The 19,304-nt window shown below is 72.5% G+C and carries 21 protein-coding genes, 1 pseudogene and 1 riboswitch; of the genes and pseudogenes, 12 read left to right on the top strand and 10 right to left on the bottom strand.

Going from position 1 to position 19,304, the window contains the following annotated elements:
- Nucleotides 1-91: 91 nt before the first annotated feature.
- Nucleotides 92-574: an ATP-binding protein gene (locus tag C6376_RS23065; RefSeq protein ID WP_107445173.1), complete on the top strand. Its 483-nt coding sequence runs from the start codon at nucleotides 92-94 to the stop codon at nucleotides 572-574.
- A 145-nt stretch (nucleotides 575-719) separates the two neighbouring features.
- Here C6376_RS23065 and C6376_RS23070 read toward each other — a convergent pair whose 3' ends face one another.
- The 3 genes from C6376_RS23070 to C6376_RS23080 all read right to left on the bottom strand — a co-directional run bounded on the left by C6376_RS23070 (nucleotide 720) and on the right by C6376_RS23080 (nucleotide 2,694).
- A complete protein-coding gene (locus tag C6376_RS23070) occupies nucleotides 720-1,193 on the bottom strand; it encodes a C40 family peptidase (RefSeq protein WP_107445174.1) in 474 nt (157 codons plus the stop codon).
- A gap of 3 nt (nucleotides 1,194-1,196) precedes the next feature.
- Nucleotides 1,197-1,408: riboswitch (cyclic di-AMP (ydaO/yuaA leader) on the bottom strand.
- Nucleotides 1,409-1,745: 337 nt separating this feature from the next.
- Nucleotides 1,746-2,051 carry a hypothetical protein gene (locus tag C6376_RS23075; RefSeq protein WP_107445175.1) on the bottom strand — a complete coding sequence of 102 codons (306 nt, stop codon included), beginning with the start codon at nucleotides 2,049-2,051 and terminating at the stop codon, nucleotides 1,746-1,748.
- 7 nt (nucleotides 2,052-2,058) lie between these two features.
- Nucleotides 2,059-2,694, bottom strand: a complete 636-nt coding sequence (locus C6376_RS23080) for an ATP-dependent Clp protease proteolytic subunit (protein ID WP_107445176.1) — start codon at nucleotides 2,692-2,694, stop codon at nucleotides 2,059-2,061.
- Nucleotides 2,695-2,767: 73 nt separating this feature from the next.
- Between C6376_RS23080 and C6376_RS23085 the strand changes: the two genes are divergently transcribed.
- Nucleotides 2,768-3,046 carry a type II toxin-antitoxin system Phd/YefM family antitoxin gene (locus C6376_RS23085; RefSeq protein ID WP_107445177.1) on the top strand — a complete coding sequence of 93 codons (279 nt, stop codon included), beginning with the start codon at nucleotides 2,768-2,770 and terminating at the stop codon, nucleotides 3,044-3,046.
- A gap of 156 nt (nucleotides 3,047-3,202) precedes the next feature.
- Here C6376_RS23085 and C6376_RS23090 read toward each other — a convergent pair.
- Nucleotides 3,203-3,553: pseudogene (locus C6376_RS23090) on the bottom strand (ABC transporter permease); the annotation flags it as partial.
- On the opposite strand from C6376_RS23090, the gene C6376_RS23095 reads away from it, so the two are divergent.
- From C6376_RS23095 to C6376_RS23130, 8 genes are all read left to right on the top strand, one after another.
- Nucleotides 3,507-3,812, top strand: a complete 306-nt coding sequence (locus C6376_RS23095) for a hypothetical protein (protein ID WP_319593577.1) — start codon at nucleotides 3,507-3,509, stop codon at nucleotides 3,810-3,812. The pseudogene C6376_RS23090 and the gene C6376_RS23095 overlap by 47 nt on opposite strands.
- Nucleotides 3,813-3,944: 132 nt before the next feature.
- Complete coding sequence (locus C6376_RS23100) at nucleotides 3,945-4,247, top strand: urease subunit gamma (protein ID WP_107449122.1); 303 nt, start codon at nucleotides 3,945-3,947, stop codon at nucleotides 4,245-4,247.
- A 14-nt stretch (nucleotides 4,248-4,261) separates the two neighbouring features.
- Nucleotides 4,262-4,573 carry an urease subunit beta gene (locus C6376_RS23105; RefSeq protein ID WP_107445178.1) on the top strand — a complete coding sequence of 104 codons (312 nt, stop codon included), beginning with the start codon at nucleotides 4,262-4,264 and terminating at the stop codon, nucleotides 4,571-4,573.
- Nucleotides 4,566-6,287 carry an urease subunit alpha gene (locus C6376_RS23110; protein WP_107445179.1) on the top strand — a complete coding sequence of 574 codons (1,722 nt, stop codon included), beginning with the start codon at nucleotides 4,566-4,568 and terminating at the stop codon, nucleotides 6,285-6,287. Before C6376_RS23105 ends, C6376_RS23110 begins: the two co-directional genes overlap by 8 nt.
- A 17-nt stretch (nucleotides 6,288-6,304) precedes the next feature.
- Nucleotides 6,305-6,979 carry an urease accessory protein UreF gene (locus tag C6376_RS23115; protein WP_107445180.1) on the top strand — a complete coding sequence of 225 codons (675 nt, stop codon included), beginning with the start codon at nucleotides 6,305-6,307 and terminating at the stop codon, nucleotides 6,977-6,979.
- Nucleotides 6,980-7,134: 155 nt separating this feature from the next.
- Complete coding sequence (gene ureG / locus C6376_RS23120; protein ID WP_107445181.1) at nucleotides 7,135-7,812, top strand: urease accessory protein UreG; 678 nt, start codon at nucleotides 7,135-7,137, stop codon at nucleotides 7,810-7,812.
- Nucleotide 7,813: 1 nt separating this feature from the next.
- Entirely contained in the window at nucleotides 7,814-8,572 is a 759-nt protein-coding gene (locus tag C6376_RS23125; protein WP_107445182.1) for an urease accessory protein UreD, read from the top strand.
- Nucleotides 8,573-8,691: 119 nt separating this feature from the next.
- Nucleotides 8,692-10,293, top strand: coding sequence for an alpha/beta hydrolase (locus C6376_RS23130; RefSeq protein WP_107445183.1), 1,602 nt, complete (start codon nucleotides 8,692-8,694; stop codon nucleotides 10,291-10,293).
- Between the two features lie 124 nt (nucleotides 10,294-10,417).
- Here the strand turns inward: C6376_RS23130 and C6376_RS23135 are convergent, their stop codons facing one another.
- The 6 genes from C6376_RS23135 to C6376_RS23165 form a co-directional block, all read right to left on the bottom strand.
- Nucleotides 10,418-11,158: a 1-acyl-sn-glycerol-3-phosphate acyltransferase gene (locus tag C6376_RS23135; protein ID WP_107445184.1), complete on the bottom strand. Its 741-nt coding sequence runs from the start codon at nucleotides 11,156-11,158 to the stop codon at nucleotides 10,418-10,420.
- Nucleotides 11,159-11,296: 138 nt separating this feature from the next.
- Complete coding sequence (locus tag C6376_RS23140; RefSeq protein WP_107445185.1) at nucleotides 11,297-12,550, bottom strand: PP2C family protein-serine/threonine phosphatase; 1,254 nt, start codon at nucleotides 12,548-12,550, stop codon at nucleotides 11,297-11,299.
- Nucleotides 12,551-12,616: 66 nt separating this feature from the next.
- Complete coding sequence (locus C6376_RS44735; RefSeq protein ID WP_216825600.1) at nucleotides 12,617-15,223, bottom strand: SpoIIE family protein phosphatase; 2,607 nt, start codon at nucleotides 15,221-15,223, stop codon at nucleotides 12,617-12,619.
- A 135-nt stretch (nucleotides 15,224-15,358) separates the two neighbouring features.
- A complete protein-coding gene (rocD, locus tag C6376_RS23155; protein WP_107445186.1) occupies nucleotides 15,359-16,588 on the bottom strand; it encodes an ornithine--oxo-acid transaminase in 1,230 nt (409 codons plus the stop codon).
- Nucleotides 16,585-17,406 (bottom strand): dimethylargininase, encoded by an 822-nt coding sequence (gene ddaH, locus C6376_RS23160; protein ID WP_107445187.1) that lies wholly within the window; start codon nucleotides 17,404-17,406, stop codon nucleotides 16,585-16,587. The genes rocD and ddaH overlap by 4 nt, the downstream gene beginning before the upstream one ends.
- A 184-nt stretch (nucleotides 17,407-17,590) precedes the next feature.
- Nucleotides 17,591-18,076 (bottom strand): Lrp/AsnC family transcriptional regulator, encoded by a 486-nt coding sequence (locus C6376_RS23165; RefSeq protein WP_107445188.1) that lies wholly within the window; start codon nucleotides 18,074-18,076, stop codon nucleotides 17,591-17,593.
- Nucleotides 18,077-18,153: 77 nt separating this feature from the next.
- Between C6376_RS23165 and C6376_RS23170 the strand changes: the two genes are divergently transcribed.
- Nucleotides 18,154-18,903, top strand: a complete 750-nt coding sequence (locus tag C6376_RS23170) for a LytTR family DNA-binding domain-containing protein (RefSeq protein ID WP_107445189.1) — start codon at nucleotides 18,154-18,156, stop codon at nucleotides 18,901-18,903.
- A 2-nt stretch (nucleotides 18,904-18,905) separates the two neighbouring features.
- Entirely contained in the window at nucleotides 18,906-19,304 is a 399-nt protein-coding gene (locus C6376_RS23175; protein ID WP_107445190.1) for a hypothetical protein, read from the top strand.

Consider the following 19,304-nt stretch of genomic DNA (forward strand, 5'->3'; position numbering starts at 1 on the left):
CAGTCTGGCGAAGAAGCACCAGTCCGGGACCGTACTCGAACCATCCACACCGTGTCGGGCTCCGGTCCCGTGGGAAAGGGACGACGTCGCCATGGCAGACCACCTGGAAGCAACCCTCACTCTGCCGAGCGATCCCGCCTCGGTCTCCACGGCCCGGGCCTTCGTGGCCGGCGCCCTCGGCGAGTGGGGCCTGCCCGCGGACGCCGAGGCGGCCGACACCGTCCGTCTGATCGTCTCGGAACTCGCCACCAACGCCGTACAGCACACCTTCGGTCAGTCACCCACCTTCACGGTGGACCTGGTCCTCGACCGCGAAGAACGGCTGAGCATCGGCGTCACCGACAGTCATCCGCGCTTCCCGCAACGACTGCCGGCCGCCGTCCAGCAGGACAACGGCCGAGGCATGGTGATCATTCGCTGGCTGACCGCGGAGGCCGGCGGCAGACTCAGCGTGCGGCCCACCCGGGAGGGCGGCAAGACGGTCGTCGTCGAGCTCCCGTGGACCGTCCCGGTGGCGGAGCCGGCTGCCGGGGTCCTGGCGGTCCCGGCGGAGGGTGAGCTCCCGGGGCGGTGAAGGCGTGTCAGGACGCCCCGCACGGCCCCGGGAGGTCCGGTGGGCCCCAGTGGGCCCGACGGACCCGGCGAGACCGCCAGATCGGCGCTCAGGTCCCGGCGGACCCGGCCGTACCCGGCGGACCCGCCAGATCAGCGTCTGGGCCCTAGCGGACCCGGCCGTACCAGACGCTCTTGGTCCAGATCTTCTGCAGCTTCACCACGTCCCCGGTCTTCGGCGAGTGCCAGATCTTGCCCTTACCCGCGTAGATCCCGACGTGGTATACGTTCGACCCCGAGTGGAAGAACACCAGGTCGCCCGCCCTGCGGCTGGACGCCGAAATGTGCTTCGTCTTGTTGTACTGCTGGGCCGCCGTCCGCGGCAGACTCTTGCCCGCCTTCTTGAACGAGTACAGCGTGAGCCCCGAGCAGTCGAACCTCTTCGGCCCGGTGGCCCCGTACTTGTACGGTGCACCCTTCTTGGAGGCCGCGACCTGCAGCGCCTTCGTCGCCGGTGTGGCGGCCGCGGCGTCCGGAGCGAGCCCCGGGACCACGACCGTGCCGCCCACGGCGGCGATGGCGAACGCCGAGGCCGTACCGGCCCGGGCCATGAGCGACGGGACACGATTGAGCGCAGTCATGCGCAACCCTTCGTCAGCCGCCTGTGAAGGATGACCTGTCGGATTCGGGCTGGCGAAGTTGCCCGGCCGCGTCAGCGGCTTCACCCCAAGGGCTGCTCGGCCCGGTCATGGCGTGACCGTTCCGGCGACCCGTCGTGCCTGGGTCCTCCACTCCTGCCGATGCACTCCTGTCGACCGGTCATCCGGGAGGCGGCAGGACTCGGCGTCCACCCGGACCGCCCCGCCGCTTGTGGCGGGGGCTTGTCGTCAGACAGGGATCTTGGCCCACTGATGTCCGAAAATCCCAATGGAACCGGGGATTTGTGGGGTTACTCACCACTGGGCCGTTCAGGTGAACACTCTGACGGATGATCAGTTATCGAGCCCTCTCGAAGCCTCCCACCAGCGACGATGCCTTCCGGTCCGCCCGAGGAGCGCCCTTCTGCGCAACTTCTGGACGTCCGGGGGAACAGGCGAGGTTCTGCCGAACGGGGGTACGCCTTCCGGGTCGTTTCGACGCCGGCCCGGACGTCACGTCGGGGCCGGAGTCGTGCGGACCGGTGCCGCCCCGGATCAACTCCCGGCGAGCGGCGGCAGTGTGACGCGCGCCGTGCGGCGCTCCCCGTCCAGGACGCGCAGCGCCCGCGCGAGCGTCGGCGCGTGCAGCTCGCTCTCGCCCCGCTGGTGCATCAGTGTCAGCGCGTCGCGCAGCGCGGTCGCCTTGCTCACCAGTGCCTGGGCGGCGCGCAGTCCGCGGTAGGTGTCCCCGTGGTGGGCGGGGTTGATGCGGCCGAGCATGTCGACCACGTCGAGGTATCCGTCGATCAGCTCGGCCTCCGCGCGGGTCAGCGCGGGCAGCGGCGGCAGTTCGGGCACCATCGCGGGCTCACCTCCCGCCCTGCGCCCCGGCGGACGCCTTGCGGCTCGGGACGATCCCGTCCACCAGGCCGTACGCCACCGCTTCCGGGGCGGTGAGGAACGTGCCCCGCTCGATGTCCGAGGTCACCTGCTCCGGCGTCCGCCCGGTGTGCCGCACGAGCATCCCCTCCAGGGCCGCACGGGTGCGGGCCAGCTCCTCGGCCCGGAGGGCCAGGTCACTGGCCTGGCCCTCGACGGGTTCGGGCAGCGACGGCTGGCGGACCGTCATCCGCGCCCCCGGCAGGGCGAACCGCTTGCCCGGCGTGCCCGCGGCCAGCAGGACCGCGGCCGACGTGCCCGCCTGCCCCAGACACGTCGTCGACACGGCGCAGGTGACGAACCGGATCGTGTCGTACAGGGCCGTCATGGCACTGAACGAGCCGCCGGGGGAGTTGATGTACAGCGCGATGTCCCGGTCCGGGTCCCTGTGCTCGAGGTACATGAACTGGGCCGTCACGTCGTTCGCCGAGACGTCGTCGACCGGGGCGCCCAGGAAGACGATCCGCTCCTCCAGCAGCTTCGCGTACGGATCCATCGTGCGGTGCCCCGAACTCGTCCGTTCGGTGAACTCGGGCAGGACATGGCGGGCGGACGGTCGCTGCATGGGTGCCCCCTCCTTCTACGTCTGGCACGTCTGTAATAAATGTACAGGACGTACGTGACGTTAGAATGGGGTCATGGCCTACGAGATTCCGGTGACGCAAGCCAGGGCTGAACTCGCCGACCTGATCAACCGCGTGGTGTACGGCGGTGAGCGCGTCGTCGTGACCCGGCACGGCAAACCCCTCGTCGCCCTCGTCTCCGCCGCCGACCTCGAACGACTGGACGAACTGGACCGTCCGGCCGAGGAGCAGGTGATCCGCTCGGTCTCCGCCGTGCGTGAGGTCGCCTCCGCTCCCCGCGAACAGCAGCGGTTCGGGATCGCCGCGGAACATCGGGGGGTCGGCCCGTCGTAGGCGCGAAGGGGCGCGCGAAAGGCCGTGCGCTCTGAGACGCACGGCCTCGAAGTGCCGCTCGGGTGGTCGACGACGCGCGGCCCGACGACGAACACGGCCGCGCGCGTGGGCCCGGGGCGCCGGTGCGGAAGGTCGTGCGCCGCGCCCGGGCTCCGTTCAGGCGGCGATCGCCGGCTCGCGTTCCCGCGCGGCGGCCGCGTCCGCCGGTGCGGGCCCTGACCGCAGGCGGGCGCCCAGCAGGACGGCCCCGAGGCCCAGGGCCGCCCAGCAGGACAGAGTGAGCGCCGGACCGGTCGCCGCGGCGCCGTCGAAGAACGCCACCGAGCGCAGCAGGGTCGTGCCGGCGCCCGGCGGCAGCCACTGCCCGATCACGCCGACCGGCTCGGGCAGCATCTCGGGGGCCGAGGCGGCCCCCGAGAACGGGTTGCCCAGGAACATCACCACGAACGACCCGGCGCCGATGCCCGGGGGGCCGAGCAGCGCGGCGCAACCCGCCGCGGAGACGCTGCGCAACGAGGAGCTGTCGGGGATCCTGCGCGAGGGCTACGGCGGTGTGCGCGAGGCCCGGGCGCGGATCGTCGTCGCCTACCAGGACGCGGGGACGATGCGATCCGACGTTTCCCCGGACCATGTGGCCCGGACAATGATCGCCACCGTCCTGGGTTTCATCCCCCAGCAGTCGCTGTTCGGCGCCGCGCCCGTCGAGGTGCTCGGTGACGGGCTGCGCGCGTTGATGAGCGTGTCGCCCCCGCTGCCGCCGGCCTGAGTGATCGCAGCTTGCTTAACTTGCTCGAAATGCGGCCCAACTAGCCTGCCGATCCATGCCACCAGGGGCGTTCCCCCGTGGCCGCGGCCAACCGGGCCCCGCACGGTCCGGAGCGAGGATGTGAGGTGGGACGTGCAACTGACCCCGCACGAGCAGGAGAGGCTGCTGATCCACGTGGCGGCCGACGTCGCAGAGAAGCGCCGGGCCCGCGGGCTCAAGCTCAACCACCCCGAGGCGGTGGCCCTCATCACGTCGCACATCATCGAGGGCGCGCGGGACGGCCGCACGGTCGCCGAGCTCATGTCCTCCGGCCGCGAACTGCTCACCCGCGACGACGTCATGGAGGGCATCCCCGAGATGATCCACGACGTCCAGGTCGAGGCCACCTTCCCCGACGGCACCAAGCTCGTCACCGTCCACGACCCGATCGTCTGACGGGGGAGGCCGCCATGATTCCCGGAGAGATCCTCTTCGCCGAGGAGCCGGTCGTGTACAACGAGGGCCGTGCCGTCACCCGGCTCACCGTGCTCAACGCCGCCGACCGGCCCGTCCAGGTCGGCTCCCACTACCACTTCGCCGAGGCGAACCCGGGCCTGGAGTTCGACCGGGCCGCCGCGCACGGCAGGCGGCTGAACGTCGCCGCCGGCACCGCCGTGCGCTTCGAGCCCGGGATCCCCGTCGAGGTCGAACTCGTCCCCCTGGCGGGCGACCGGATCGTGCCCGGACTGCGCGGGGAGACCGGAGGTGCCCTCGATGCCTGAGATCTCGCGTGCCGCGTACGCGGACCTGTTCGGCCCCACGACCGGCGACCGCATCCGGCTCGCCGACACCGATCTGCTGATCGAGGTCGAGGAGGACCGCTGCGGCGGCCCCGGACTCGCCGGTGACGAGGCGGTGTTCGGCGGCGGCAAGGTCATCCGTGAGTCCATGGGCCAGTCGCGGGCCACCCGCGCGGAGGGCACGCCCGACACGGTCGTCACGGGCGCGGTCGTCGTGGACCACTGGGGCGTGGTGAAGGCGGACGTCGGCATCCGGGACGGGCGGATCACCGGCATCGGCAAGGCCGGCAACCCCGACACGATGGACGGCGTCCACCCGGACCTCGTCATCGGCCCGGAGACGGAGGTGATCGCCGGCAACGGACGGATCCTGACCGCCGGCGCGGTCGACGCGCACGTCCACTTCATCTGTCCGCAGATCGCCGACGAGGCCCTCGCGTCCGGCGTCACCACGCTCGTCGGCGGCGGAACGGGACCGGCCGAGGGCTCCAAGGCGACCACCGTGACGCCCGGCCCGTGGCACCTCGCGCGGATGCTGGAGGCGATGGAGCGGTACCCGCTGAACATCGGCTTCCTCGGCAAGGGCAACACCGTCTCGCAGGAGGCGATGCTCTCGCAGATCCGCGGCGGGGCGCTGGGGCTGAAGCTGCACGAGGACTGGGGCTCGACCCCGGCCGTCATCGACGCCTCGCTGACCGTCGCCGACCGCACCGGCATCCAGGTCGCGATCCACACCGACACGCTCAACGAGGCCGGGTTCGTGGGCGACACGCTGGCCGCGATCGCCGGACGCGGCATCCACGCGTACCACACCGAGGGCGCGGGCGGCGGGCACGCGCCGGACATCATGACCGTCGTCTCCGAGCCGCACGTGCTGCCGAGCTCGACCAACCCGACGCGGCCGTACACGGTCAACACGGCCGAGGAACACCTCGACATGCTGATGGTGTGTCACCACCTCAACCCGGCCGTCCCGGAGGACCTGGCGTTCGCCGAGTCGCGGATCCGGCCCTCGACGATCGGCGCCGAGGACGTCCTGCACGACCTCGGGGCGATCTCGATCATCTCCTCCGACTCCCAGGCGATGGGCCGCGTCGGCGAGGTGATCCTGCGGACCTGGCAGACGGCGCACGTGATGAAGCGGCGGCGCGGCGCGCTCCCAGGGGACGGGAGGGCGGACAACCACCGTGTCCGCCGCTACATCGCCAAGTACACGATCAACCCGGCCCTCGCGCAGGGGCTGGCCCGCGAGATCGGGTCCGTCGAGAGCGGCAAGCTCGCCGACCTGGTGCTGTGGGAACCGGCGTTCTTCGGCGTCAAGCCGCACCTCGTCATCAAGGGCGGGCAGATCGCCTACGCCCAGATGGGCGACGCCAACGCCTCGATCCCGACGCCGCAGCCCATCCTGCCGCGTCCGATGTACGGCGCGATCGGCCGGGCGCCCGCCTCGAACTCGTTCAACTTCGTGGCGCCGCTCGCGATCGAGGACGGACTGCCCGAACGTCTGCAGCTGGGCAAGAAGTTCCTCGCCATCGACTCCACGCGCGGTGTCACCAAGGCGGACATGCGGGAGAACGACGCCCGGCCGCGCGTCCGGGTCGACCCGGACAGGTTCGCCGTGCACATCGACGGGGAGCTCGTCGAGGCGACTCCGGCGGCCGAACTGCCCATGGCACAGCGCTACTTCCTATTCTGAGGACTGAGGACGTCACCGTGACCAGAGCGGCACTGCTCGTCCTCGCCGACGGCCGTTTCCCCGCCGGAGGGCATGCGCACTCCGGCGGGGCGGAGGAGGCCGTCAAGGCGGGACGGATCACCGGCGCGGCGAGCCTCGAGGCGTTCTGCCGCGGCAGGCTGCACACGGCCGGACTCGTGGCGGCGGCGCTGGCGGCGGCGGCCGCCGCCGGGGCGGACCCGGCGCAGCTGGACGCCGCGGCGGACGCCCGCACCCCCTCCCCGGCACTGCGGCTGGTCCAGCGCAGACTCGGCCGGCAGCTGATGCGGGCCGCCCGGGCGGCCTGGCCGAGCGCCGAACTGGACGCGCTGGCCGCGGAGTTCCCCAAGGGCACGCATCAGCCGGTGGTGTGGGGGCTGACGGCGCGGGCGGCCGGGCTGGGGGCGGCCGACGCGGCGTACTGCGCGGTCTACGAGAGCGTGAGCGGACCGGCCACCGCCGTCGTGCGGTTGCTGAGCCTCGACCCCTTCCAGGCGACGGCGGTGCTGGCCCGGCTGGCGCCGGAGCTGGACCTGGTGGTCGACCGGGCCGTGGCCCGCGGGACGGCGGTGCCGGCGGAGGGCGTCGACGTGCTGCCCTCCGCGTCCGCTCCGCTGCTGGAGATCGGGGCGGAGGTGCACGCGGCCTGGCCCATGCGGCTGTTCGCCTCCTGAGGTGTCTCGCCCCCGCCGCCCCTTCCCGTCCCGATCTCGGGGGGTGCCGCCCCCGTTCCCCCGCTTCGGCCCTGAACGGGCCTCGTCCTCGAACTCCCCCAGAGGGGGGACCCCCAACGGGCTCAACCTGCCCGGCCTGGCCGATTGGAGCCGCTATGCATCTCGACCACATCCACCAGGGTCCCGCCGCCGTCGGCGCCGACGCCCGGCGGCCCGACGGCTCGCGGCGTGCGCTGCGCATCGGGCTCGGCGGGCCCGTCGGGTCCGGCAAGACCGCCACCGTCGCGGCGCTGTGCCGGGCCCTGCGGGACGAACTGTCCCTGGCCGTCGTCACCAACGACATCTACACCCGTGAGGACGCCGAGTTCCTGCTGCGGGAGGCCGTGCTGCCGCCCGAGCGGATCACCGCCGTCGAGACGGGCGCCTGCCCGCACACCGCGATCCGGGACGACATCTCCGCCAACCTCGAAGCGGTGGAGGACCTGGAGGACGCGGTGGGGCCGCTGGATCTCATCCTGGTCGAGTCGGGCGGGGACAATCTCACCGCCACCTTCTCCAGGGGGCTGGTGGACGCCCAGATCTTCGTCATCGACGTGGCGGGCGGGGACGACATCCCGCGCAAGGGCGGCCCGGGCGTCACCACCGCCGATCTGCTCGTCGTCAACAAGACCGACCTCGCGCCGTACGTGGGTTCCGACCTCGCCCGCATGGCGGCCGACGCCAAGGAGCAGCGGGCCGAACTGCCCGTCGTCCTGCAGTCCCTGCGCGGCGGGAGCGGCGTGGCGGCCGTCGCCGCATGGGTGCGTTCGCGGCTCGCCGCCTGGAGGGCGTGACATGGGCGGGGTGTGCGCCACCGCACGGATCAGGGCGAAGGCCGACGGGCGCGGAGGCACCTCCCTGCCCGTGCTGGAAAGTGACGGACCGCTCGCCCTGCGGCGCACCAGGGCTGTCGGCGACGAGGCGCGCGTCCTGCTCGTCGGGGCGATGAGCGGGCCCCTCGGCGGTGACCGGTTCGCCGTGGAGGCGGAGGTCGGCGGTGGCGCCCGGCTGCGGGTCGGCTCGGCCGCCGCCACCATCGCCCTGCCCGGCCAGACGAAGGACGAGGCCCGCTACGACGTTCGCCTCGGCGTCGCCGACGGCGGCGAACTGCACTGGCTGCCCGAGCAGTTGATCTCGGCGGGCGGCAGCGACCTGTCCGTCGCCACGCGCGTCGACCTCGGCGCCGGCGCCCGCCTGGTGCTGCGCGAGGAGCAGGTGCTCGGGCGGGTGGGGGAGGAGCCGGGCCGGCTGACCAGCCGACTGGTCGTGAAGGTCGCCGGACGCACCGTCCTCGATCAGGAACTGGCCTGCGGACCGGGTGCGCCCGGCGGCTGGGACGGCCCCGCCGTGCTCGCCGGCCACCGTGCCGTCGGACAACTCGTCGTCGTCCGACCGGAGTTCGCGGACCGGCCGGTCACGGCCCGCACGGTCGGCGCACAGGCCTGCGTCATGCCGTTGGCCGGCCCCGCCGCGCTCGTCACGGCCCTGGCGTCCGACGGACTGCGGTTGCGCCGCGTACTGGACGAAGCCCTCGCCGACCTGGGCATCCGGTGAACGGTATCTTCCTCTCCGGTTATCGGATTGGCAAAGAAGGTCAACGACACCTTTTCCCCGACGCCTCACAGCGGCGAGGATCCACCCTGCCGCCATAACAAGGTAGGGGGAGTTCCCACTTGAAGGACATACGACCGAACAAGCGCATCGCAGCGCTGGGCTCGGCGGGCATACTCGTCACCGCGACTCTGCTCGCCGGCGCCGTCACAGCGCCCACGGCGAGCGCGACCAGCAGTCGTCCGGGACAGGACCGTGAGGCGCGGGGCGCGGCGATCGCCGCCGAGCGCGCCGCGAAGGCAGGCATCGACTGGCAGGACTGCCCGGCCGACTGGGGCCTGGAGAAGCCGATCAAGTGCGGCTGGGTCACCGTTCCGGTCGACTACGCCAGGCCGAACGGCAAGCAGATCAAGCTCGCCGTCGACCGCATCGGCAACACGGGCACGGCTCAGGAGCGCCAGGGGGCGCTCGTCTACAACCCCGGCGGTCCCGGCGGCTCCGGCCTGCGCTTCCCGCGCCGCGTCACCACCAAGGCGCCCGTATGGGCCGGCGTGGCCAAGGCCTACGACTTCGTCGGCTTCGACCCGCGTGGCGTGGGCCACTCCGCGCCCATCTCCTGCATGGACCCGCAGGAGTTCGTCAAGGCGCCCAAGGCCGACCCGGTCCCGGACACCACGGCCGACAAGTACGCCCAGCGCAAGCTCGCCCGTGAGTACGCGCAGGGCTGCGCCGAGCGCACCGGCAAGGCCATGCTCCAGCAGATGACCACGCCGAACACCGTGCGCGACCTGGACGTCATCCGCGCCGCCCTCGGCGAGCGCAAGCTCAACTTCCTCGGTGTCTCCTACGGCACCTACCTCGGCGCCGTGTACGGCACGATGTTCCCGGGCCACCTGCGCCGCATGGTCGTCGACAGCGTGGTCAACCCCTCCCGCGAGAAGGTCTGGTACGAGGCCAACCTCGACCAGGACGTCGCCTTCGAGGGCCGCTGGAAGGACTGGCAGGACTGGGTCGCCGCCAACGACGCGACCTTCCACCTCGGCACGACCCGCGCCGCCGTCCAGGCCAAGTGGCTCCAGCTGCGCGCCACCGCGAAGAAGAACCCGATCGGCGGCGTCGTCGGCCCCGCCGAGCTCATCTCCTTCTTCCAGAGCGCTCCGTACTACGACTCCTCGTGGGTGCCGGTCGCCACCGTCTTCAGCGCGTACTTCGCCGGGGACACCAAGGCCCTCGTCGACGCGGCCTCTCCCGACCTGACGGACACCGCCGGCAACATCTCCTCGGAGAACGGCAACGCCGTCTACACGGCCGTCGAGTGCACCGACGCCAAGTGGCCCACCAGTTGGAAGAAGTGGGACCGGGACAACACGGCGCTCCACAAGAACCACCCGTTCATGACGTGGGCCAACGCCTGGATGAACCTGCCCTGCGCCACCTGGCCGGTCAAGCAGCAGACTCCGGTGCACGTCACCACGCACAAGGGTCTGCCCCAGGTGCTCATCGTGCAGTCCACGAACGACGCGGCCACCCCGTACGAGGGCGCCGTCGAGCTGCACAAGCGCTTCCAGGGCTCCCGCCTGATCACCGAGAAGGGCGCGGGCTCCCACGGTGTCACCAGCCTGGTGAACACCTGCATCAACAGCCGGGTCGACGCCTACCTCCTCACCGGCAAGCTGGACCGGTCGGACGTGACCTGCGCGCCGCACGCCACGCCCAAGCCGTAGCGCTCGAGCGGTAGGGCTCGAGCGGCAGCGCTCGAGTGGTAAGGCACCGCCCGTAGGGCGACGAGGGGCGGCCGGATCGATCCGGCCGCCCCTCACCCGTGTCCTGCTCCGACCCGGCGTTCCGTCACCTCGACGGCAGCCGGGGGAACTTGCGTCCCTTCCCCGACTTCTCCGCCTCCGCCTTGGCAGCGGTCTCCTCCGCCTTGGCGACGGCCGCGTACTGGTCGACGTACTCCTGCTCGGAGAGCGAGAGGATGGCGTACATGATCTCGTCGGTGATCGCGCGCAGTACGGCCTTCTCGTGCTCCATGCCGAGGTAGCGGGAGAAGTCGAGGGGCTTGCCGAAGCGGATCACGACCGGGTGCAGGGTCGGGAGGATCTTGCCCGGCGGCTGCGCCTCGAAGGTGCCGATCATCGCGCAGGGGATCACCGGCGCCTGCGCCCGCAGGGCCATCACGGCGACGCCCACCTTGCCCTTGTAGAGCCGCCCGTCGTGGGAGCGGGTGCCCTCCGGGTAGATGCCGAGCAACTCGTCCTTGTTCAGCACCCCCAGCCCCTCGCGGATCGCGGCCTGGCCGGCCTCCTTGCCGGAACGGTCCACCGGGATCTGGCCCGCGCTGCGGAAGAAGGCCGCGGTCAGCCGGCCCTTGAGGCCGGGACCCGTGAAGTACTCGGCCTTCGCGAGGAACGTGATGCGCCGTTTGAGGATCGCGGGCATCAGGAAGTGGTCCGAGAACGACAGGTGATTGCCCGCGATGATGGCGGCTCCCGAGTCCGGCACATGTTCCAGACCCTCTATTCGGGGGCGGAAGAGCAGTCGCAGCAGCGGCCCCAACACCACGTACTTCAGGAGGTAGTAGAACAAAGGGTGTCGCTCCTCGTGTCCGGCGGATCGGCTCGTGGCCGTGTTCCAGCAGGTCAACCGGCATGGTGTGGGGTGTCAGTGTAGGGGCAGGCGGCAACCGCCGGAACCGTGCCGTTTCGGTCCCGTCCCTCTCGCCCGTCACAGCCGTACGACGACCAGGGCCGTGTCGTCGGTGGCGCCGCCCGGAGGCAGGAGCTCCCACAGCACCGCGTCGGCGAGGCTCTCGGGGTCGGCGTCCCGATGCCGGGCCAGCGCGTCCGCGAGGCGGTTCAGCCCTGTGTAGATGTCCTCCCGTCGCCGCTCGATCAGACCGTCCGTGTACAGGGCCAGGGTGGCGCCGTCGCCGTACGTGGTGCGCGCCTCGGTCCGCGGGGCGGGGTCGGGCCGGGCGTCCAGCGGGGGGTCGGTCGCCCGGTCGAGGAACTCCACCCGCCCGTCGGCGTGCACGAGGACGGGCGGCGGGTGTCCGGCGCTGCTGTAGGTGATGGTGTGATGGTCGAAGTCGATGAACGTGGTGACCGCGGTGGCCGACTCGGCGCCGTCCACGACGTGCGCGTACCGCCCGAGGACGTTCAGCGCCTCGCCGGGCCCCCGGGCCACCCGGGAGGTCGCGCTGAGCGCGCTGCGCAGCTGGCCCATCACCCCGGCGGCCTCCAGACCGTGTCCGACGACGTCGCCGACCGACACCGCGATGCGGTTGCCGCCGACCAGGTCGACCAGGTCGTACCAGTCCCCGCACACGTTGAGCGCGCCGACCGCCGGCCGGTAGCGCACCGCGGCCCGGCGGTGCCCGACCTGCAGGCGGGCGGGCAGCATCGCCTCCTGGAGGGCGAGCGCCACCTCGCGCTCGCGGGCGTGGGCCAGCCGCAGCCGTTCGTTGAGCTCCTGCAGCTCACGGGCGCGCGTGTACAGCTCTGCCTCCAGCACCCGGCTCCGGCTGCCGACCCGCCCGACCTCCGCGGCCGACCCGCGCCTGCCGCGGGCCCGGATCAGCTCGGTGACCTCCTCGACGCGGTGCACCAGCAGCAACACCGATCCGTCCGGGCCGTACACCGGGGCGTTGACCGGGCTCCAGTAGCGCTCCTCCCACTCGCCGGGCCGTTCGGCCGACTCGACGTCGTAGCGCTGCAGCGCCATGGTGTCCCGCTCGCCGGTGGCCAGCACCCGGAGCAGCGACGCCTCCAGATTGCGCATGCCGTTCGCGCCGGGGTCCTCGGGGTTGTCGGGGAAGACGTCGAAGAGGTGCCGACCGACCACCTGCTCGCGCTTGCGGCCGGCCACCCGCAGGAACTCCTCGTTGGCGTCCGCGTACACCAGCCCGGGCGTGAGCAGCGCCACCATTCCCGGCAGGGCCTGGAACACCGCCGCGTAGTCGATCGCCGTGTCGTTCATGGCTCGCGCCCCATCTGCCGGTATTGCGCAATTTTCTCATGTGATGCGACGAATGTGTCCCGTCGATCACACGCTCGGGTCCGTGAGCGACTGCTCCGCCCAGATGACCTTTCCCTCGGGGAGGAAGCGGGTGCCCCACCGCTGGGTGACCTGGGAGACCAGCAGCAGCCCCCGGCCGCCCTCGTCGGTGGCCCTCGGATGGCGCAGATGCGGTGCGGTGGCACCGCCGTCGAAGACCCCGCAGAACAGGGTCCGTCCGCGGATCAGCCGGAGCCGGATCGGCCCCGTGGCGTACCGGATGGCGTTCGTGACCAGCTCGCTGACGACCAGCTCGGTGGTGAACGACAGCTCCGGGAGCCCCCAATCAGCCAGCCGGCGGCTCGCGGTCTTGCGGGCCTCGGCGACGGCCGCCGGGTCCGCGGGCAGCTCCCAGTCGGCCACCTGGCCGGCCGGCAGGCGGCGCGTGCGGGCCATCAGCAGGGCCACGTCGTCGTACGGACGGGCCGGGACGAGGGCGTCGATCACCGTCCGGCAGCGCAGGCCGAGGGCGTCGGCCGGCCGTTCCAGGGCCTGCCGCAGCCGCTCCCGGTCGGTGTCCGGCGTCCACTGCTCGCCGTCGGCCAGCAGGCCGTCCGTGTGCAGCGCGAGCGTGCTGCCCTCCGGCAGGACCAACTCGGCCGACTCGAACGGCGGCCCGCCCACACCGAGCGCGGGCCCCTGGGGCAGATCGACGAAGTCGACGCTCCCGTCGGGCAGCACGACGGCGGGCGCGGGATGCCCGGCGGCGGCCATCACGCACCGCCCGTCGACCGGGTCGTACACGATGTACACGCACGCCGACCCCGCCACCTGCCTGCCGTCGGTCCCGGGCCGGGCGTCCGTCGGGACGCTCTCGTCCTCGGCGGCGTCGTCCTCCTCCTCGTCCATACGGGTGACCAGGTCGTCCAGGTGCGCGAGGATCTCCGCGGGCGGCAGGTCCAGCGCGGCCAGGGTGCGCACCGCGGTCCGCACCCGTCCCATGGCCGCCGCGGCGTCGATGCCGTGCCCGGGGACCTCGCCGACGACGAGTGCCACCCGGGCCCCGGACAGCGGGATCAGGTCGTACCAGTCCCCGCCGAGGCCGGTCAGCTCGTCGGCCGGCCGGTAGCAGGCGGCCACCTCGACGGCGTCCTGCTCGGGCAGCCGGCGGGGGAGCAGGTTGCGCTGGAGGACCAGGGCGGCGTCGCGTTCGCGGGTGTAGCGCCGGGCGTTGTCCACGCAGACGGCGGCCCGGGAGACCAGATCCTCGGCGAGGGCCAGGTCGTCCTCGTCGAAGGGCTCGCGTCGGTCGCGCCTCAGGAACGTGGTGACGCCCAGCACGGTGCCCCGTGCCCGCACCGGCACGATCAGGGCGCTGGGCGGCCCGGACCCCGCGGGCAGCACCGCGGCCCACGTCCCGGCGTACGCGTCGTGCGAGCCGTCCCGATCCCGAGGGCCGCCGGGGTCCTGCGGGTCGCCCGGCTCCCGAGGACCGCCCGGGGCCTGCGGGCCGCCCGGGTCGTCAGGGCCCGGCGCTCCCCGGGGACTGTCCGGCTCGAGCCGGTCCACCCGCCAGGGGCGTCCGTCGATCAGACACCGCGCCGGCGGCGAACCCGCCGGGTAGACGACCGTGGCGGTCCCGGCCGGCCCGCCCGAAGCGTCCGCGGTCGGGCCGACGTCCCCGGCTTGGCGCCGCCCCGCCCTGCGCAAGGTCACGGAGTCGTCGGGGCCGCCCGTCGACCTGGCCGAGACGGGCTCCGCGCCCCGCAGCACCGGTTCGAGCAGATCCACGGTGACGACGTCGGCGAAGTCAGGCACCGCCACGTCCGCCAGCTCCTGCGCCGTCCGGGTGATGTCGAGGCTGCGGCCGATGCACCGGCCGGCCCGGTCGAGCAGGGCGAGCCGCTGCCGGGCGCGGTGTCGCTCGGTCATGTCCACGACCGTGTAGTAGACGCCCATCGGGCCGCCCCGCTCGTCCTCCAGCCGGGTGAAGGACAGCATGTGCGCCGTCTCCCGGTGCGGAGCCGCCTGCACCCTGCCCAGCAGCTCGTAGCCGATGACGGGCTCCCCGGACTCCAGCACCCGGCGCATCTGCGCTTCGATCGACACGGAGTCCAGGCCCGGCTGCACGTCCGCGAGCCGCAGCCCCAGCCGGCGCTCGGGCGGCCCGCCGCCGAATCGCGCCAGGGCCGCGTTCGACCACACGAAGCGCAGATCGGTGTTGACGATCGCTATGCCGATCGGGGAGTCGCCGACCATCTGCTCCAGCACCGAACGGCTCATGTTCCAGCCCGGGGCGTCGGACATCTCGTTGAGCAGCGCCAGCCAGCGCGCGGGACCGCCGGGCTCCTGGGCGGAGGTCACGCGCGCCATGACGGGCATCGGCCGCCCGTCCCGGCGGCGGGCGGACAGCAGCCCCGCCCAGCCGCCGTCCTCGCGGCACCGCGCGAGGACGTCCGCCACCCGTCCGGCGTCCGCGCGGGTGAGCAGGGCGGCCAGGTCCCTGCCCACGGCCTCGGCGGCCGGATACCCCAGCAGCCGCTCGGCGTCCCCGGTCCAGCTCGTGACCACGCCCCGCCCGTCGAGCAGCAGGGGCGCGGTGTCCGCCACGTCGAACCGCCGGCGGGCAATGTCGTCCTCGTCCTCAGTGCCCACGGCCGGCCTCTCTGTCGCTGAGAGTGGTCTACCACCTCCCGACCCTTTCTTCACCCTGCCTGCACGAATGCGGCCGAGCCACCCGGGGCGACGCGGGGCGCGCCCGCGCCGGCCCCGCTGCGAGGGCCGGCCCCGTCAGACGTCCTGCGTCAGGGCCCGCTCCAACGCGCCCAGCGCCGAGGCCAGTTCCTCGCCGGTGATGGTCAGCGGCGGCGCCAGCCGGATGGTCGAGCCATGCGTGTCCTTGACCAGGACCCCCTCCCGCATGAGGCGCTCGCTCACCTCGCGGCCCGTGCCGAGGGCCGGGTCCACGTCGACGCCCGCCCACAGCCCCCGCGAGCGGAAGCCGACGACACCCCTGCCGACCAGAGCGGTCAGCCCCTCGCGCAGCACGACGCCCAGCTCGGCCGCCCGGCGCTGGAACTCACCCGTCTCCAGCAGCCCCACCACCGCGGTGCCCACCGCTGCGGCCAGCGGGTTGCCGCCGAACGTCGACCCGTGCTCGCCGGGCCGCAGCACCGACAGCACCTCCCGCCGGGCCACCACCGCCGACACCGGCACGATCCCGCCGCCCAGCGCCTTGCCGAGCAGCAGCACGTCGGGCACGACCCCCTCGTGCTCCACGGCCAGCGTCCGACCGGTCCGCCCGAGTCCGGACTGGATCTCGTCCGCGACGAACAGGCAGTTCGTCCGGCGGGTCAGCTCCCGTACCCCGGTCAGATAGCCGTCGTCGGGGACGACGACGCCGGCCTCGCCCTGGATCGGCTCGATCAGCACCGCCGCCGTCGTCTCGTCGACCGCCGCCTCCAGCGCGGCCAGGTCGTTGTACGGGACGATCCGGAAACCCGGAGTGAACGGGCCGAAGCCCGCCCGGGCCGTCTCGTCCGTCGAGAAGCTCACGATCGTCGTCGTGCGGCCGTGGAAATTGCCGGCGGCGACCACGACGGTCGCCCGGTCGGCGGGGACGCCCTTCACCTCGTACGCCCACTTGCGGGCCACCTTGACGCCGCTCTCGACCGCCTCCGCGCCCGTGTTCATCGGCAGGACCATGTCCAGACCGGTCAGCTCCGCGAGCCGCTCGGCGAACTCGGCCAGCCGGTCGTTGTGGAAGGCGCGGGAGGTGAGAGTGAGACGGTCCAGCTGGCGGTGGGCCGCCTCGACCAGGGCGGGGTGCCGGTGGCCGAAGTTGAGGGCCGAGTACCCGGCCAGCATGTCGAGGTAGCGGCGGCCCTCGACGTCCTGCACCCACGCGCCCTCGGCGCTCGCGACGACCACGGGCAGCGGGTGGTAGTTGTGCGCGAGGACCGGCTCCTCGGCGCGGATCAGATCGGCGGAGGAGCGGGTCGGGACGACGGGTGCGGTCATGAACGGATCTCCTGAGTGCAGCACTTGATGCCGCCGCCGGCCTTCTGGAACTCCGAGAGGTCGACGGGGACGGGGACATAGCCGCGCTCGCCGAGCCGGGCGGCGAGAGCCTCGGCCCGGGGCGCGATGAACACGTGACGGCCGTCGGACACGGAGTTCAGGCCGAACGCCATGGCGTCGTCGCGGGTGGCGAGCACCGCGTCCGGGTACAGCCGGGCGAGCACCTCGCGGCTGCCCTGCGAGAACGCCTCCGGGTAGTAGGCGATGTTTCCGTCATGCCCGCCGTCCAGGACGAACAGAGCCGTGTCCAGGTGGTAGAAGTGCGGGTCCACCAGGGTCAGGCTGATCACCGGGTGGCCGAAGAACTCCTGCACCTCCCGGTGCGCCTCACGGGTCGTGCGGAACCCCGTGCCGGCCAGCACGTACCGGCCCGTCCACACCAGGTCGCCCTCGCCCTCGCAGACGGACTCAGGCCGGTGGACGTCGTAGCCGGCCGCCTTGAACCAGGTTTCGTAGTGGACGGACTCGGGGCGCCGCTCGGGCGCGTGGAACAGGGAGCCGAAGACGCGGCCGGCGACGACGACCGCCGAGTTCGCGGCGAAGACCATGTCCGGGAGGCCGGGGGCCGGCTCCACGGTGTCCACGGTGTGACCGTGGCTGCGGTAGGCGTGGATCAGCCTCTGCCACTGCTCCTGGGCGAGGTCGACGTCCACGGGGGTGTCGGGACGCATCCAGGGATTGATCGCGTACTGCACCGCGAAGTGTCTGGGTTCGCAGACGAGGAAGCGCCGGGGGCGCCGCACACGGCTTTCGGACACAGAGGGGTTCCTCCGTTTTCCTGCGGTGTCGACCCTCCTGCGGAGTCGACTGAGGGTTGACACCACGGTAGGAACTGACCGGTAGGGCCGACAAGCAACGAGCATTGCGTGTTCGCGCACGAACGCTGCGTGATTCGCCCGGTTGACGCAGGTTCGCTGCGTCGCGGCAGGCCCGTTCGCAGGTTTATTCGGGAGCGGGCTGTGTCGCGCCCGCCTCCGGGCTCTCCGGCAGCAGATGCGACAACACCATCACGCTGATCGTCTTCCGGATGAACGGCTCGACCCGGATCCGCTCCAGCACCTCCTCGAAGTGCTCCACGTCCCGCGCCCGCACGTGCAGCAGCGCGTCCGCACCGCCCGTCACCGTCATCGCCGCGGTGATCTCCGGATGGTTGCGCACCACCTCCGCCAGCCGCCGGGGCGGCGCGGCGCCCTCGCAGTACACCTCGACGTAGGCCTCCGTGCTCCAGCCCAGCGCCGCCGGCTGCACGGTGGCCGTGAACCCCGTGATCACCCCGGTCTCCCGCAACCGGTCCACCCGGCGCTTGACGGCCGTCGAGGACAGTCCGACGGCCGTGCCGATCTCGGCGAAGCTCGTCCTGGCGTTCGCCATCAACGCGGTGATGATCTTCCGGTCGAGACCGTCGAAAAGGGCGCCGCCGTCGTTCATGCCCGCACTGTATCCAGCAGGAACGTCCAGGCCCCGTACATGTCCCGCCGCGCCGATCGCCCCTACACTCCACCTTCATGCTGCGCGCCCTCGCCGTCGACGACGAACGCCCCTCGCTGGAGGAGCTGCTCTACCTGCTCTCCGCGGACCCCCGCATCGGCAGCGTGGAGGGCGCCGGCGACGCGACCGAGGCACTGCGCCGCATCAACCGCGCCCTGGAGTCGGGCCCCGACGGCCCCGAGGCCGTCGACGTCGTCTTCCTCGACATCCAGATGCCCGGCCTCGACGGCCTCGACCTGGCCCGCCTGCTCACCGGCTTCGCCCGGCCCCCGCTGGTCGTCTTCGTCACCGCCCACGAGGACTTCGCCGTCCAGGCCTTCGACCTCAAGGCCGTCGACTACGTCCTCAAACCGGTGCGCAAGGAGCGCCTCGCGGAAGCCGTCCGCCGCGCCGCCGAACTGCGCGGCACCGCACCCCGCATCCCGGTCCACGAACCCGACCCCGACCACATACCCGTCGAACTCGGCGGCGTGACCCGCTTCGTCGCCGTCGACGACATCACCCACGTCGAGGCGCAGGGCGACTACGCCCGGCTGCACACCGATCGCGGCAGCCACCTCGTCCGCATCCCGCTGTCCACCCTGGAGGACCGCTGGAGCGCCCGCGGCTTCGTGCGCATCCACCGCCGCCATCTCGTCGCCCTGCGCCACATAGGCGAACTCCGGCTCGACGCGGGCACGGTGAGCGTCCTCGTCGGCGGCGAGGAACTCCAGGTCAGCCGTCGGCACGCCCGCGAACTGCGGGACCTGCTGCTGAGGAGGCCCTGACCGTGCCCCATCAGGACCCCGTGGAACGACGTGTCGTCGTCACCCGCCCCGGCCGCCGTGCCCTGCCCCATGCCCGGCTCCGCTCGCGCGGACGGTACCCGCACTCCTCCGGCTACTACCGCCCGCGCACCGAGATCGACGAGCAGACCACCCTGGGCGACACCTACGTCCGCTCCCTGATGCGGTCCCAACTGCGCGCAGCCCTCACGGTGTTCGCCGTCCTGGCACTCCTCGTCGGCCCGCTGCCGCTGCTCTTCGCGGCGATGCCCGACGCCCACCGCCTCGAATGGGCGGTCCTCGGTTTCTGCCTGTACGCCCCGCTCGTCCTGCTCGCCCGCTGGTACGTGCGCCGCGCCGAACGCAACGAACGGGACTTCGTCCGGCTGGTCGAGGACCGGTGA

Origin of the sequence: Streptomyces sp. P3 (genome assembly GCF_003032475.1) — a bacterium.
Classification (GTDB): domain Bacteria; phylum Actinomycetota; class Actinomycetes; order Streptomycetales; family Streptomycetaceae; genus Streptomyces.

Excerpts from the sequence above, each read along its gene's own strand:
- C6376_RS23065 (WP_107445173.1), top strand. The coding sequence starts at position 92 with ATGGCAGACCACCTGGAAGCAACCCTCACTCTGCCGAGCGATCCCGCC.
- C6376_RS23070 (WP_107445174.1), bottom strand. The coding sequence starts at position 1,193 with ATGACTGCGCTCAATCGTGTCCCGTCGCTCATGGCCCGGGCCGGTACG.
- C6376_RS23075 (WP_107445175.1), bottom strand. The coding sequence starts at position 2,051 with ATGGTGCCCGAACTGCCGCCGCTGCCCGCGCTGACCCGCGCGGAGGCC.
- C6376_RS23080 (WP_107445176.1), bottom strand. The coding sequence starts at position 2,694 with ATGCAGCGACCGTCCGCCCGCCATGTCCTGCCCGAGTTCACCGAACGG.
- C6376_RS23085 (WP_107445177.1), top strand. The coding sequence starts at position 2,768 with ATGGCCTACGAGATTCCGGTGACGCAAGCCAGGGCTGAACTCGCCGAC.
- C6376_RS23095 (WP_319593577.1), top strand. The coding sequence starts at position 3,507 with ATGCCCGGGGGGCCGAGCAGCGCGGCGCAACCCGCCGCGGAGACGCTG.
- C6376_RS23105 (WP_107445178.1), top strand. The coding sequence starts at position 4,262 with ATGATTCCCGGAGAGATCCTCTTCGCCGAGGAGCCGGTCGTGTACAAC.
- C6376_RS23110 (WP_107445179.1), top strand. The coding sequence starts at position 4,566 with ATGCCTGAGATCTCGCGTGCCGCGTACGCGGACCTGTTCGGCCCCACG.
- ureG (WP_107445181.1), top strand. The coding sequence starts at position 7,135 with ATGCATCTCGACCACATCCACCAGGGTCCCGCCGCCGTCGGCGCCGAC.
- C6376_RS23125 (WP_107445182.1), top strand. The coding sequence starts at position 7,814 with ATGGGCGGGGTGTGCGCCACCGCACGGATCAGGGCGAAGGCCGACGGG.
- C6376_RS23140 (WP_107445185.1), bottom strand. The coding sequence starts at position 12,550 with ATGAACGACACGGCGATCGACTACGCGGCGGTGTTCCAGGCCCTGCCG.
- rocD (WP_107445186.1), bottom strand. The coding sequence starts at position 16,588 with ATGACCGCACCCGTCGTCCCGACCCGCTCCTCCGCCGATCTGATCCGC.
- C6376_RS23165 (WP_107445188.1), bottom strand. The coding sequence starts at position 18,076 with ATGAACGACGGCGGCGCCCTTTTCGACGGTCTCGACCGGAAGATCATC.
- C6376_RS23170 (WP_107445189.1), top strand. The coding sequence starts at position 18,154 with ATGCTGCGCGCCCTCGCCGTCGACGACGAACGCCCCTCGCTGGAGGAG.